Origin of the sequence: Acetobacter sp. AN02 (genome assembly GCF_029759835.1) — a bacterium.
In the GTDB taxonomy this organism is placed as follows: Bacteria; Pseudomonadota; Alphaproteobacteria; order Acetobacterales; family Acetobacteraceae; genus Acetobacter.
The window spans coordinates 26,721-39,759 of sequence record NZ_JAJJND010000013.1 but is presented as its reverse complement, the minus strand read 5'-3'; the positions used below and the strand labels follow the sequence as shown (position 1 = coordinate 39,759).

The 13,039-nt window shown below is 62.3% G+C and carries 12 protein-coding genes; 8 read left to right on the top strand and 4 right to left on the bottom strand.

The window, feature by feature from the left end:
* Positions 1 to 152: 152 nt before the first annotated feature.
* On the top strand, positions 153 to 548 hold the full coding sequence (locus tag LOC54_RS02885; protein WP_279312320.1) for a hypothetical protein: 396 nt from the start codon (positions 153 to 155) through the stop codon (positions 546 to 548).
* Between the two features lie 122 nt (positions 549 to 670).
* Here the strand turns inward: LOC54_RS02885 and LOC54_RS02880 are convergent, their stop codons facing one another.
* Complete coding sequence (locus LOC54_RS02880) at positions 671 to 1,711, bottom strand: glycosyltransferase family 2 protein (protein WP_279312319.1); 1,041 nt, start codon at positions 1,709 to 1,711, stop codon at positions 671 to 673.
* Between the two features lie 49 nt (positions 1,712 to 1,760).
* Positions 1,761 to 3,146, bottom strand: coding sequence for a hypothetical protein (locus LOC54_RS02875; RefSeq protein WP_279312318.1), 1,386 nt, complete (start codon positions 3,144 to 3,146; stop codon positions 1,761 to 1,763).
* Between the two features lie 262 nt (positions 3,147 to 3,408).
* Between LOC54_RS02875 and LOC54_RS02870 the strand changes: the two genes are divergently transcribed.
* The 3 genes from LOC54_RS02870 (at position 3,409) to LOC54_RS02860 (ending at position 8,182) form a co-directional block, all read left to right on the top strand.
* The gene (locus LOC54_RS02870; RefSeq protein ID WP_279312317.1) at positions 3,409 to 3,867 is read left to right on the top strand and encodes a hypothetical protein; all 459 of its coding nucleotides are present in this window, start codon (positions 3,409 to 3,411) and stop codon (positions 3,865 to 3,867) included.
* A gap of 137 nt (positions 3,868 to 4,004) precedes the next feature.
* Positions 4,005 to 5,375: a diaminopimelate decarboxylase gene (gene lysA, locus LOC54_RS02865; protein ID WP_279312316.1), complete on the top strand. Its 1,371-nt coding sequence runs from the start codon at positions 4,005 to 4,007 to the stop codon at positions 5,373 to 5,375.
* Positions 5,351 to 8,182, top strand: coding sequence for a DUF4175 domain-containing protein (locus LOC54_RS02860; RefSeq protein ID WP_279312314.1), 2,832 nt, complete (start codon positions 5,351 to 5,353; stop codon positions 8,180 to 8,182). The genes lysA and LOC54_RS02860 overlap by 25 nt, the downstream gene beginning before the upstream one ends.
* Before the next feature lie 27 nt (positions 8,183 to 8,209).
* Here LOC54_RS02860 and LOC54_RS02855 read toward each other — a convergent pair whose 3' ends face one another.
* On the bottom strand, positions 8,210 to 8,443 hold the full coding sequence (locus tag LOC54_RS02855) for a sulfurtransferase TusA family protein (protein WP_279312313.1): 234 nt from the start codon (positions 8,441 to 8,443) through the stop codon (positions 8,210 to 8,212).
* Between the two features lie 299 nt (positions 8,444 to 8,742).
* Here LOC54_RS02855 and LOC54_RS02850 point away from each other — a divergent pair, with 299 nt between their 5' ends.
* From LOC54_RS02850 to LOC54_RS02835, 4 genes are all read left to right on the top strand, one after another.
* Positions 8,743 to 9,219 carry a Fur family transcriptional regulator gene (locus tag LOC54_RS02850; protein WP_279312323.1) on the top strand — a complete coding sequence of 159 codons (477 nt, stop codon included), beginning with the start codon at positions 8,743 to 8,745 and terminating at the stop codon, positions 9,217 to 9,219.
* Complete coding sequence (locus LOC54_RS02845) at positions 9,216 to 10,067, top strand: GNAT family N-acetyltransferase (RefSeq protein WP_279312312.1); 852 nt, start codon at positions 9,216 to 9,218, stop codon at positions 10,065 to 10,067. The genes LOC54_RS02850 and LOC54_RS02845 overlap by 4 nt, the downstream gene beginning before the upstream one ends.
* A gap of 15 nt (positions 10,068 to 10,082) precedes the next feature.
* A complete protein-coding gene (gene lnt, locus LOC54_RS02840) occupies positions 10,083 to 11,633 on the top strand; it encodes an apolipoprotein N-acyltransferase (protein ID WP_279312311.1) in 1,551 nt (516 codons plus the stop codon).
* Between the two features lie 83 nt (positions 11,634 to 11,716).
* Complete coding sequence (locus tag LOC54_RS02835; protein ID WP_279312310.1) at positions 11,717 to 12,229, top strand: helix-turn-helix transcriptional regulator; 513 nt, start codon at positions 11,717 to 11,719, stop codon at positions 12,227 to 12,229.
* A gap of 13 nt (positions 12,230 to 12,242) precedes the next feature.
* On the opposite strand, the gene LOC54_RS02830 is transcribed toward LOC54_RS02835, so the two are convergent.
* Entirely contained in the window at positions 12,243 to 13,031 is a 789-nt protein-coding gene (locus LOC54_RS02830; protein WP_279312309.1) for a ribonuclease T2 family protein, read from the bottom strand.
* Between the last annotated feature and the right edge of the window lie 8 nt (positions 13,032 to 13,039).

Below are 13,039 nucleotides of genomic sequence, written 5' to 3'. Positions count from 1 at the left end.
TCAGAATGGCGGCATGACAACAACCGGGTATAGCTTATTCAAACCCAAAAACTGTCCGATCAGACGGGACCACCTCTCCTGGAAATAAAGTGCGCCCTCAGTCTGAGGTCTTAGAAGAGCTGGTTACACAAGTTCGGGGACTGAGTGCACGTATGAGAGAGGCTGACTCAGAAATAACTGAGCGCGATGGACGAGTAAATTTCAATAAAATCCGTGAAGCAGACTTCCGTATGATCGATGAGATAATTCATATATTCCCGGTATCGTCTGAATTTAATGTATCGTTGCTCATGATCGCAGGGTTAATTCGCGACCGCATACCTTGGCTGGCAGAAATATTATGTGAAGCTCACAGAGATTTTAAATCTGCCTCACCTCAAAAAGCGCGAGAAATTGGCGAACAGCTGATGCAGGTGATTTCATATACCCTGAGAGGGCCGTTTGGTGAAAGAACTATATCAAAATCGAAATTTGGACAGATACTTATGATGGAACTTCCAATTCTTATTGGAAGGATAATATCTGAGAATATTAAAATAAGAAATTAATACTATATATAAAATTATCTTAAATATTTATGATATTTATTGTTATTTTTGAGAAATTTTTTATAATTTTATAGTATAGTTATTTCCTGCGCTCTGATTTGTTCGGATTTTTATCTGTCGGATCAGGTGATGCTGTCTGTTTCGGGCTGTCGGAGAGGTGTTTCCGGCGGGCGGGTGGGGGAGTCTGTGAGGTAGAGCGGGCGCTGTTTGGTTTCGTTGAAGATGCGTCCGACGTATTCCCCGATGATTCCGATGGTCATGAGCTGGACGCCGCTGAGGAACAGGATGACGGTCATGAGGCTGGGGTATCCTGCGACGGGGTTTCCGAAGAGGAGGGTTCGTCCGGCGATCCAGGCTCCGTAGGTCATGGCGAGGAGTGAGATCAGGAAGCCCAGTCCGGTGCTGATCTGGAGCGGGATGACGGAGAAGGAGGTGATTCCTTCCACGGCGAGGGTCCACAGGGATCTGTAGCTGAAGCTGCTGGTTCCGTCCGGTCTGGGGGCGCGGTCGTACATTATGGTCCGGGAGGGGAATCCGACCCAGGCGAACAGTCCTTTCATGAATCTGTGTCGTTCGCGCAGGAGGAGCAGGCTGTCTGCCAGGCGGCGGCTGATCAGGCGGAAGTCTCCTGTATCGGGGGGGATGATCACGCGGCTGCCGAGCCGTGCCATGGCGCGGTAGAACATCCAGGCGGTGAGGCGTCTGGTGATGGTTTCTCCGGCGCGTGTGCTGCGCCGGGCGCAGACGGTATCGACGTCGGCGGTCCAGGCTGCGGCCAGCTGTGCGATGACTTCGGGGGGGTCCTGGAGGTCTGCGTCGATCACGATGATGCTGTGTGTTGCGCGGGCGTGATCCAGCCCGGCGGTCAGGGCGATTTCCTTTCCGAAGTTTCTGGACAGGCTGATGATTCTGATGTGGCTGTCGCGTTCCGCGAGGGTGTTGAGGCAGGCGAGGGTCAGGTCGTGTGAGCCGTCATTGACGTAGACGGCTTCCCATGGCGGGGGCTGCGTTTTTCCGGCTGAGTCTGCCATGGCGGGGGGTGTGGCGAGGCTGTTCATGACGGCGGCGAGGCGCCGGTGGAACTCCGGGAGGATATCCTGTTCGTTATGGCAGGGGATGACCACGCTGAGTGCCGGGCTGAGTGCCGGGGACGGATCGTTCACCAGAATTCTCTCTTTTCAGTCGTGTGCGGGTTTCATGTGTCTGCGGGCTTTATCTGTCCGGGGCGCCGGGGTCGTTACGGAATTCGATCTGATCCTTGCGGAACCAGTCAAGTGCGCCTTTTGCCCACCAGGGGGCATTGCTGCGTGTGAAGTGGCCTTCGGGGAGGGAAGAGGTGAAGGTGATTTTCCCCGGGGGTGCGGAGAGCAGGGTCATGGCTGTGCTGTTGTCGTGCAGGGCGGACCAGGTTTGTGTCAGGTCTGAGATCACGCGGTTTCTGATGGCGATGTCGTGGCGGATGGCGGGCCATCTGAGGGTCAGGAGCAGGCTGAGGACGGCGAGGGTTGCGGCGGTCCGGCGGAGGCTGCCGGCGGCGGCGGGAGCTGTTGCGCGCAGGGCGGCGAGGGCGAGGAGCATCTGGGTCTGGCGCAGGTTGCCGTGGCGGACGCAGCAGACCTGTCCGAATTCGTAGTTTGTGAGGATGATGGTGCTCCATGCGCCAAGCATCAGGGCTGCGGCCCACATCCAGGCGAGGGCGGTGCGGTGTGTGCGCAGGCGCAGGCCGGGGAAGGCGGCCAGCAGGAGGAAGGCCGTGACCGGTCCGGCGAGCGGTGCGAGGTCCTGTACGGTGAGGAGTTCGTGCAGGAAGGTCGGGACGGAGGCGCGGGCGGAGGCGAGCCAGTGGCCTGCGAGGCCGCTGGCGGGATCGAAGATTTCTCCTTTCGATCCCATTCTGTGGGTTGCGTTTGTCAGCAGCACGTATGTGGCGCCGAGTGTGGCTGCGGCGAGGGCTGCGGTCATTTTCCTGTCTGTCCGCAGAAAGAGGAGGCAGGCGGGGGCGGCGAAGAGGAAGACTGTGATCGCTCCGCCTTCCTGTGACCAGGCGGCCAGCAGCAGGGCGGCCATGACGGGCAGGGGTTTGTGTCCGGCGGGGCGTGCGGCGAGGACGGACATGGCGGCGAGTCCGGCCCAGGCGGGGACGTAGCTCAGCGCGGCCTGGGGCCACCAGAACATTTCCGCGGGTGCGCAGAGCAGCAGGCTGAGGGTGAGGAGCAGGGCCGCGAGGAGGAGCGGGCGTTTTTCTCCGGCGATGCGTCCGGCGAGGAAGATGACGGCGAGGGCGCCGATCCACAATCCGCCGAGGCAGGCTGCGATCAGGGGGGAGTTCCGCAGGATGACCAGCCGGAAATAGAGGATGTTGAGCAGTTCTCCGACGGGGCGGGGGCTCCAGGAGGTCAGTCTGCTGATGACGCCGGCTGTGCCGTGGTCCCGGATCATGGCGGCGTAGCCGTATTCGTCGCCCTGCCAGCGTCCTTCGGGGAGCAGCCAGGCGAAGAGGCCCAGGGTGATGAGGATCAGGCCCCAGGTGAGGGCAGTTCCGACAGAGCTGTTCCGGGATGTTTTTCCCCGGGTCTGGCTGTTTTCAGCTGGAGGCATGGGCGTGCGGAGGCCTGGGTTCTGAGGTGAGGAGTGTGTGTGTCTGCTGCTGTATCACGGGGGGCGGGTTCTTATAAGAAGTGTTCGGGGCGGCCGGGGCGCCGGGGGGTGTGGCCGGGGGTGTCTGCGGTATTGTTTTTATTGTGATTTCCGGGGCGGATGCGTGCATAAAAATCCGGGGGTGAGTGAACCGGGGCGGGGTCTGCGGCGTTTACGGGGGTGAAATGAGCCCCTTTACGGGGGTTATAAAAGGAGAATGAACATGCGTCTGCACTCACTCGCTCTTGCGTCTTTTCTGACTGTTTCTGCTGCTGCGGCTGTTGCTCTGCCGGCTTATGCCGCGAGCGAGGATGCCATGGGCGAGCAGACCGGCACGGTTGTCCTGACGGCGAAGTCCGCTGATGTCGGTGTGGGCTACACCTGGGGTGAAGGCACGCTGCACTTCAAGGGCAAGGTCTATCACTTCACGATTTCCGGTGGTCAGATCGCGGCTGTCGGGTTCTCCAAATACGAGAGCCGTGGTGTTGTCTATAACCTGCATAAGGTGTCTGATTTTTCCGGCACCTTTGCGACGCTCAGCGGTGAGGCTACTCTGGTCAAGGGTGTCGGCGGGTCCGTTCTGGAGAACAGCAACGGCGTGCGTCTGAAACTGGAGACGGCGGCGAACGGTGCGCGTCTGGCGGCGTCCGGTCAGGGTCTGTCGATCAAGCTCAAGGAGTAAGATCCGGGTTTCCGGTGTCGGTTTTTCCGGCACCGGGATTTTCCGATACCTGAAATTTCAGGTGTTCCGGTTTTCCGCGGAGTGGCTTCGTGCCGCTTCTTTCTGTACGGGTGCGGCCTGTGTTAGACAGCCTCATCATGGGAACAGATACTGCAGATATGTCCGGTGTGCGGCCCGGTTTTGCGCCGGATCCGGGGGTGGCGGAGCTTCTTGCCGCCCGGCCTTTTCTTTCGGCTGATCCGGTTGCGGGTCTTCTTGCCGAGGGTGTGCCTCTGAATGCGATTGCCGATGAGGCGGGGACGCCGGCCTGGGTGATCAGTGCGGGCACGCTGCGCGCCCGGGCGCGCAGGCTGAAGGCGGCGATGTCTGCTGCGGATCTGGATGTTGCCGCGCATTATGCGGTCAAGGCGAACGACCATCAGGCTGTTCTGCATATTCTTGCGGCCGAGGGGTTTGGTGCGGATGTGGTGTCCGGCGGTGAGCTGGCCCGGGTCCGTGCGGCGGGGATTCCTGCTGCGAAGGTGATTTTTTCCGGTGTCGGCAAGACGGATGCCGAGATGGATCTGGCCCTGCGTGAGGGTATTTCCCAGTTTAATGTCGAGAGTGCTGAGGAGCTGGACATTCTGTCCGGCCGGGCTGTGGCTGCGGGATGTGAGGCGCGGGTTGCGCTTCGGATCAATCCGGATGTCGATGCCGGGACGCATGAGAAGATCACGACCGGGGTTGCGGGCAACAAGTTCGGGATTCCCTTTGAGGAGGCTCTGGCGCTGTACCGGCGGGCGCACGGGCTTGCGGGGATACGTGCGGTCGGGTTTGCCATGCATATCGGCAGCCAGATCCTGTCTCCCGCGCCGTTCCGTGCGGCCTGGGCCAGGCTTGCGATGCTGATCCGCGAGGCGCGGGCGCAGGGGCTGGCGGTTGAGGTTGCGGACTGTGGCGGCGGTCTGGGTATTTCCTATCGTGATGAGACGGAGGGGTCTCCGGAGGCGCTGGCCGGTGCGCTGCGGCGTGAGCTGGGCGATTGCGGCGTGCGTCTGGCGATCGAGCCGGGGCGGTGGATTGCGGCGCCGGCGGGGATTCTTCTCTCGACGGTTATTCTGCGCAAGGCTGTTGCGGGCGGGGCTCCGTTTATTGTTCTCGATGCGGCGATGAACGATCTTGCGCGTCCTTCCCTTTATGATGCGTGGCATGGTCTGGTTCCGCTGGCGCCGCATCTTCTGCGGTCGTCCGTGACGGAAGGAGCGCATCTGGTGGGTCCGGTGTGTGAGACGGGGGATACGTTTGCGCGTGATCGTCGTCTTCCGGCTCTGGCGCGCGGGGACAGGGTGGCGCTTCTTGATGCGGGCGCTTACGGTTCGGTGATGAGTTCGACCTATAATTCCCGTCCTCTGGCGGTGCAGGTTCTTGTGGACGGGGACCGTCGGGCCGTGATCCGGCCGCGCCAGGCGACGGAGGCCCTGTGGGCAGAGGAGTATGTTCCTGAATGGCTGAGCAGCCGCCCGGAGTGATGAATGCGGGATTTCCGCAGGAGCCCGTGACCGTTCAGGCGGCCGGGCGGCTGGAGCGTGTGCGGCGTCGGGCCACGCGGGTTCTGTTTGTCGAGCGGCTGTGGCCGCGGGTTCTGCCTGCGGTGGTTCTGGCGGGGCTTTATGTTCTGGCGGGTCTGTTCCGTCTGCCGCAGGGTCTTCCTGATCCGGTTCATGCGCTTGTTCTGGCGGCTGTCTGTGGCGGTGTTGTGTGGCTCGGCTGGCGCGGGGTGCGGGGTGTGGTGCGTCCTTCCCGTGCCGAGGCGGATCGCCGGATCGAGCGGGCTTCGGGTCTGTCGCATCGTCCGCTTGCGGTTCTGACGGATACGCCGTCGGCTGTCGGGTCTCCTGATCTGTGGAGGGTGTGGCAGGAGCGTGTGGTTGCGGCACTTGGCCCGCTGCGGGCGGGGCCGCCGCATCTTCTGCGTGTGGTCTCTCCGCTGTGGCGTCTGTCGGGGCTTCTGGTTCCTGCTCTGATTGCGGGTGTGGTTCTGGCCGGTGATCATGCGCCGGGGCGTCTTGCGGCGGCGTTCATTCCCGGGCGGGATGATCCGGATGTTCCGTTTCCGCATGTGGATGCCTGGATCACGCCGCCTGCTTTTACCGGGGGGGCTCCGGTTCTGCTCGGGTCTTCGGGGCATGTGCCTTCCGTGATGGAGGGGGCGCGTCTGACGGTGATGGTGACGGAGGCTTCGGGGCGTCCGGTTCTGCATGGTTCGGGTCTGAGCGGTGATGAGACGCGGCGCATGGACGGGTCGAGCTGGCGTCTGGGGGCTGTTCTGGCGTCCGGCGGTCCGGTGCGGCTGAGTGTGCGCGGGCGGGATGTCGCGTCGTGGCAGATGACGGTTCTGCCGGATCTGCGGCCTGAGATCCGCTGGGGGAAATCTCCGGGGGCGCGGAAGGACGGGTGGCGGACCGATCTGCCTTATGAGGCGCATCAGGCCTATGGCATTGAGGAGATCGTGGCGGAGATCCGTCTGAAGAAGACGCCGCTGTTCGGTGCGGATCGTGTGCTGCGGGTCAAGATTCCGCTTTCGGGGCATCCGAAGACGGCGAAGGGTGTGTGGTCTGCGGATCTGTCGGCTGATCCCTGGGCCGGTGAGGAGGTCCGTGCGGTTCTGATTGCCCGCAGTGTGAGCGGGAAGACGAGCCGGAGCGGGGAGGTGACGTTCCGTCTGGGCGAGCGGAAGTTCCGGTCTCCCGTGGCGCGTGCGGTTCTTGATCTGCGGAAGCGTCTGGCTCTGGGGAGCGAGTCCCGGGAGGCGGGTGCGGATGATCTGGCGGCTCTGGGTGAGACGCCGGGTCCGGTTCATGCGAATACGGGGATTTTCCTCAATCTGACGGCGATTGCGGCGCATCTGGGCAATGAGACCGTTCCTGCTGAGGAGGCGCGTTCCGAGGCGGTTGATCGTCTGTGGGATCTGGCTCTGGATATTGAGGATCGTCTGCGGGGCGGTCCGGAGAGTGCGCTGGCTTCGATTGATGTCCGTGCGGATCAGGAGGCGGTTCAGCAGCAGCTTCGGCACATGCAGCAGGACAATGCGCACGGGGAGAAGGATCAGGCCGAGCTGAAGGAGCGGATGGAGGCTCTCAAGGGAGCGATCAGCCGCAAGATGCAGGCTCTTGCGCAGCAGGCCCTGCGGGATCACACGGCGATTCCTGATCTGCCGGGTCTGTCCCGCAAGGGGGATCAGGCGTTTTCGCGTCTGATGGAGCGGATGCAGCAGGATGCCGCGAACGGCCGGTCCGGCGAGGCCGGGGCGGACATGCAGCAGCTTGAGGATTCCATAGAGAACATGCGCAATGCCTCTCCGCAGGATCTGGCGAATATGGCGCGGCAGATGGCGGCGACGCAGCAGTATCAGGAGCAGCGTGCCGGTCTGCGGGATGTGATCCGGCAGCAGACGGGGCTTCTGGATCATGCGCAGAGCCGTGCGGACCGGAGCCGGAGGCAGCAGGCGACGCAGGATGAGGAGGCCGGGGCGGATAATGATCTGTCTTCGGTTCCGACATCCGAGCTTCTGCGGGAGCTGGGTCTGACGCCGCCTTCCGGGGCGCAGGGCGGGGCTCAGGGTGGTGGTGCCATGCCCGGGGATCAGCAGGGAGCGGGGGGTTCGCAGGCATCCGGTGAGCAGGGGGCTGTTTCCTCTCCGTCGGATGAGGAGAGGGCGGCGCGGGAGAAGGCGGATCGTCAGTCGGACCGTCAGGCACAGCATGCTCTGGCGAAGGCGACGGATGAGCTTGGCCGGGAGTTTCATGATCTCAGCGGCAAGGACGTGCCGGGGTTTGGCAAGGCGCAGACGGAGATGAAGGCGGCGCGCAAGGCTCTGGCGGAGGGGAATGACGAGGAGGCTGTGGCGGCCCAGAAGCGTGCGCTTGAGGCGCTGCGGCAGGGTGGCAGCCAGATGAAGCAGAGTGTCGGGCACAGCCATACGCCGCCGAGTTTCTTTCCGTCTTTCGGGATGAAGAATCAGGGTGGTCAGGGGCATGGCCGCAGTCAGGGGCAGGGTCAGGGCCAGCGTGGCATGGCCGGGCCGGGCGAGGACGGATCTGACGGTCTGGATGATGAGGATGACGGGGATGAGAAGCGGGCCGGGGATCAGGATCCGCTGGGCCGTCCTCCCGGAGGTCAGGGCGAGGATGGTGCGGGGGATGGCGGGAAGCTGCCTGAGGCCACGTCCCGCGAGCGGGCGCGGGAGATTGAGGAGGAGCTTCGCCGTCGCGATTCCGACCGTACCCGTCCGCAGGAGGAGCTGGATTATCTGGACCGGCTTCTGAAGTCTTTCTGATCCGGGTTCTGCTGTCTGCGGCTCTGTTCAGGCCTTGCGGATCAGGAGTTCCGTGACGCCGTCGGGCAGGTCTGAGGTTCCGGTGAGCGTGTGGCCCAGGGCTGTGGCGGAGCGGCTGATATTGCGCAGGGGGTCTTCTCCGCGGAGGCGGACGGCCAGGATGTCTCCGCTGTTCAGGCGGTCCAGGGCGAGGCGCGTGCGGACGAAGGTCATGGGGCAGATATCTGCGGTGACGTCGAGGGTCTGCGTGATTTCAGGCATCGGTTCTGTTATCGGCTCTGTCTGGCGCGACGGGCATGGTTTCGTGCTCCCTGTCCGGTCCCGGCATGGTATGGCGGGCGGGGGTGGTAAACAGGAGAAAATCAGTATATTTTTCCTTTCCGTATGCATAATAACACAGATATCTGCCGTTTATCTGCCGTCTCCGGGCTGTTTTGTCCGGAGTCCGCAGTGAGTCCGGCCATGAGACGTGCCATCGGGTGTGGCGTGGCGGGCAGATTTCGGGCAGCGGTGCTCCGGTTTCCGGAGGCAGGGACGGTGATGTCATGGCTTCACGGATGATGGCCGGGGTTCCTGCCCGGAAGGTTGCGGACAAGGCTGCGCGCGAGACGGAGTCCCGGATCGGGCAGATGTGTGTTGAGCATGGTCTGAAGATGACCGGCCAGCGCCGTGTGATCGCGCGTGTTCTTTCCGATGCCGAGGATCATCCGGATGTTGAGGAGCTCTATCGCCGGGCTTCCGCGCTGGACCCCAGGATTTCCGTTGCGACGGTTTACCGCACGGTGCGCCTTCTGGAGGAGAAGGGGATTCTGGAGCGCCGGGATTTTGGCGGCGGGCGTGCACGATATGAGGTGACGGAGGATGGTCATCATCATTATCATCTGATTGATGTTGATACGGGCAGGGTTGTAGAGTTTGAGAACGAGGAGCACGAGGCGCTGATGCGCCGTGTTGCGGAGAGTCTCGGGTTTGAGCTCGTTTCCCTGCGGCTGGAGCTGTTCGGTCGCAGGCTTCCCCGGAAAGGAGGCGCGCGTTGAGCGCTGGAAAAATCCGCCCGGCAGGGTCTTTATCGACGCTCGATCTGGATCGGAGCGACTTTACGGAGCTGCGTGCCGGGAATCTGGGCGTGCGGCTTGCGACGACCGATGCGGAGCGTGATGCGGCTCAGGCCCTGCGCTATCGCGTGTTTTTTGAGGAAATGGGGGCGATTCCCGACGCGCAGGCTCTGGCGACGAAGCGTGATGTGGATGAGTTTGATGAGTATGCGGATCATCTGCTCGTCATTGACCATGCGATTTCCTCCGGGGCTGAGGGTGTGGTCGGGACCTATCGTCTGCTGCAGAGTGAGGGGGCGGCCCGGCTGGGTCATTTCTACAGCCAGGGTGAGTTCGACATTTCTCCTCTGACGGAGTTTCCGGGGCGTCTTCTTGAGGTCGGGCGGTCGTGTATTGATCCGGGTTATCGCGGCCGGGCGGCGATGCAGCTTCTGTGGCGCGGGATTGCGACCTATATTTTCCTTTACCGGATCGATGTTCTGTTCGGCTGTGCCAGTCTGGGCGGGACGGATCCGGATGCGCTGAGTGATCAGCTCACCTATCTTTATCAGAATCATCTTGCGCCGCCTGCGCTGCGGGTGCGTGCGCTGCCGGAGCGGCGGATCGAGATGCTGCGGGAGGACCCGCATACGCTGGATTACCGGGCCTGTCTTGCGAAGCTGCCGCCTCTGATCAAGGGGTATCTGCGTCTGGGCGGGTTTGTCGGGGACGGGGCTGTGATTGATCCGCAGTTCGGCACGACGGATGTGGCGGTTCTGGTCAAGAGCGAGCTGATGGCGGACAAGTATTACCGCCATTATGAGCGCCGTCTGCGTGACGCTCTGGACTGACGTTATTTCCTTACGATGATATCCCGTGATGTCCGCCCGCTTTCAGTGTGGCGCAGGATCGTCTGGCCTTCGCTTATGGCCGGGGGCCTGGCGGCGTTTGCCTTTCCGCCGCTGCATCTGGTTCCGGTTCTCCTGCTTGCGTTTCCGTTATGGCTTCGGGTTCTGGACCGGAGCCGGTCGTGGAAGGAGGCCGGGCTTTCGGGGTTTCTGTTTGGTTTTGCCCTGCATACGCTTGGGCTTTACTGGCTGACCAATGCGATTCTGATCCGGGCGGCTGAGTTCTGGTGGCTGGTTCCGTTCGCCTCTCCGGCCTGTGCGGTCATTCTTGGTCCTTATGCGGCTGTTCCTGCGATTCTGTGCAGGCTGGCTCTGCCGGGCTGGCGGCGGATTCTGGTTCTTGCGGGGGCGTGGACGCTGGCGGATATGAGCCGTCTTTATCTGTTCAGCGGGTTTCCGTGGAATCCGATGGGGAGTGACTGGGCGTTTCACGGGGGCGTCGGGGATGTGATGATCCAGCCTGCGGCCTGGATCGGTGTTGATGGTCTGACGCTTCTGACGGTGTGTCTGGCGCTTTTTGCGGTGCGCGGGCGTGTGCAGGCTGTTCTGTGTTCCGCCGTGCTTGTTGTGTGGGCTGTGGCGGGCGTAGTGCGGCTGCAGCAGACGGCGTCTTTGCCGCCTGTGGCGGATCAGCCGGTTGTGGTTCTGGTTCAGGGCAATGTGTCGGAGGATGAGAAGCTCCGTGCGGCCGATGTGCGCGATGTGTTCCGGCGGTATCTGCGGCTGACGCATGAGGGGGTTGAGAAGGCTCTGGCGGAGTCGGGCGGGCGTCCTGTTGTCTATCTCTGGCCTGAGACGTCGTTTCCGGGTGTTCTGGATCAGGTTCCGGTGGCGCGGAGCATGATTGCGCAGGCGGGTTCGGGGGCGGCTGCGGGTCTTGTCGGCACGCTGCGCGGAGGGGCTGATGGGCACTGGCGCAATTCCATGGCGGTGCTTCTGCCGGACGGGTCTGTTGCGGCGGAGTATGACAAGTCCCGGCTGGTTCCGTTCGGGGAGTATCAGCCGGCGTTCATTCCGATTCAGGTGGTTCCGGGCGGGGGGCTCAAACCGGGGGGGGGGGCGGTGTCCCTGCGTGTTCCCGGTGTGTCTTCTTTCGGTCCTCTGATCTGTTACGAGGTGATTTTTACCGGGCATGTGACGGATCACGCGGACCGGCCGCACTGGCTGGCGAACATCACGAATGATGCGTGGTACGGAAACAGTGCCGGTCCGAGGCAGCATCTTGCTGCGGCGCGGCTGCGGGCTGTTGAGGAAGGGATGCCCGTTGCGCGTGCAGCGAATACCGGAATTTCCATTGTGTATGATAGTCGGGGGCACGAACTGGCGCGTCTGCCCTGGGGTATTTCGGGGAGTCTGACGCAACCTTTGCCCCCGCCCCTGCGTTGGACGATTTTCGGCAGATTCGGCCAGACGGTGCCGTTCGTTCTGGCGTTATCGTTTCTGCTTTTCGGGTTTTTCGGAAAGGAATATGTCCCGGCGAGGCGGAACCGGCAGGACAACTGCGGGTAACCGGAATTGTTTAACAGAATCGCCTGGTAGTTGCATGTAAACCATTGATAAGTTTTTTATGAAGCAGGGGTTAAGGGTACGGTATGACCGAAAAAAACGAGGAGACTGCAGCTGACCGGACCGGGTCTGCGTCGTCCGCACTGGACGCGCATATCGGGGCCCGTATCCGTCTGCGCAGGATGCTGCTCGGAATGACGCAGGTTGAGCTGGGGGAGGCTCTCGGGCTGACGTTCCAGCAGGTTCAGAAGTATGAGCGTGGCACGAACCGGGTCAGTGCGTCCCGTCTTGCCGAGATTGCCCGTGCTCTGGATGTTCCGATCGGGTTTTTCTATGACGATGCGGGTCCGGAGAGCGGTGATATTGTGTTCCATGCGCCGGTTGCGGGGACGTCCGGGTCTGTATCGGTGACGGGGTTTGCGGATACGCAGCAGGCGTTTGGCGAGGTGATGCCCGGTGGGTCCGGGGGGCATGCGCCGGATGTGTCGGTTCTGTCGCGTCGTGAGACCACGGATCTGGTCCGGGCGTATTACGGGATTCCTGATCCGGCTGTCAGGAAGCGGATGCTGGATCTGATCCGCTCCATGTCTCAGGACTGATTTTTCTGTTCCGTTAATGTATTCCGGGCCAGGCGGGCAGCAGGAAGCGTGCGGGACAGTTATCCTGCATCTGCGGGCTGCTCATGAAGGCCTGGCTGTGCGGGAAGTCTGACAGGGCGTCCGGTCTGAGGGTGAACCAGATCTGTGTGAGCTGAGGTCTGCCTTCCGTTGTGTTTTCGCACCGGAACTGTATGGCCCGGTCCGGGACCGGTCCGGTTCCGGCGGTGATCCGGTTCAGGATATCCTGTCTGCTGATGGTGGTTCCGGCTGCGGCATCAAGGCTGTGTGCGGCCTGGAGGCTGGTGAAGCGGTCATGCAGGGCGATGGCGACCTGGAAGAAGCGTTCGGGGTCGGTCCCGAAGCAGCGGACGTGTTTCGAATATTCATGGGCTGTGAGATCGGACTGTGTGCGGGGCACCAGTCTGTTCAGTGCGTCTGCCGTTTCGGGTGACAATGCGGGGTGTTGTACGGGCTGGTCCGGTTCGTAGAGCGCGCATCCTTTCTGCCACCATTGTGTGACGGGGGTGTTGTTGCGGATCAGTTCGGGGGGGCGTGAGGCCCACAGGCCGTGCAGTCCGATCAGGGGGGTGCGGGGCTGGTCCGGTGTGCAGGAGGGGCCGTGCGGTCCGTTGCAGAATCCGGGCTGCCATGTGAGGGCGAGCGTGTAGTGACCAAAGCCGGCGTGCTGTGGTGTTGCGAGGCTGAGGCTGCTGTCCTGCGTGTCGCGTGGTTGCGTGCATCCTGCCAGGCCTGTGAACAGGAGCAGCATGAGCCAGGTGCGCGTGAGAGGGCCTGTTTTCACGCTGTTTC

Bases quoted from the DNA above. Each gene is read 5' to 3' on its own strand.
- LOC54_RS02870 (WP_279312317.1), top strand. From the start codon at position 3,409: ATGCGTCTGCACTCACTCGCTCTTGCGTCTTTTCTGACTGTTTCTGCT.
- lysA (WP_279312316.1), top strand. From the start codon at position 4,005: ATGGGAACAGATACTGCAGATATGTCCGGTGTGCGGCCCGGTTTTGCG.
- LOC54_RS02885 (WP_279312320.1), top strand. From the start codon at position 153: ATGAGAGAGGCTGACTCAGAAATAACTGAGCGCGATGGACGAGTAAAT.
- LOC54_RS02860 (WP_279312314.1), top strand. From the start codon at position 5,351: ATGGCTGAGCAGCCGCCCGGAGTGATGAATGCGGGATTTCCGCAGGAG.
- LOC54_RS02875 (WP_279312318.1), bottom strand. From the start codon at position 3,146: ATGCCTCCAGCTGAAAACAGCCAGACCCGGGGAAAAACATCCCGGAAC.
- LOC54_RS02850 (WP_279312323.1), top strand. From the start codon at position 8,743: ATGGCCGGGGTTCCTGCCCGGAAGGTTGCGGACAAGGCTGCGCGCGAG.
- lnt (WP_279312311.1), top strand. From the start codon at position 10,083: ATGATATCCCGTGATGTCCGCCCGCTTTCAGTGTGGCGCAGGATCGTC.
- LOC54_RS02835 (WP_279312310.1), top strand. From the start codon at position 11,717: ATGACCGAAAAAAACGAGGAGACTGCAGCTGACCGGACCGGGTCTGCG.
- LOC54_RS02855 (WP_279312313.1), bottom strand. From the start codon at position 8,443: ATGCCTGAAATCACGCAGACCCTCGACGTCACCGCAGATATCTGCCCC.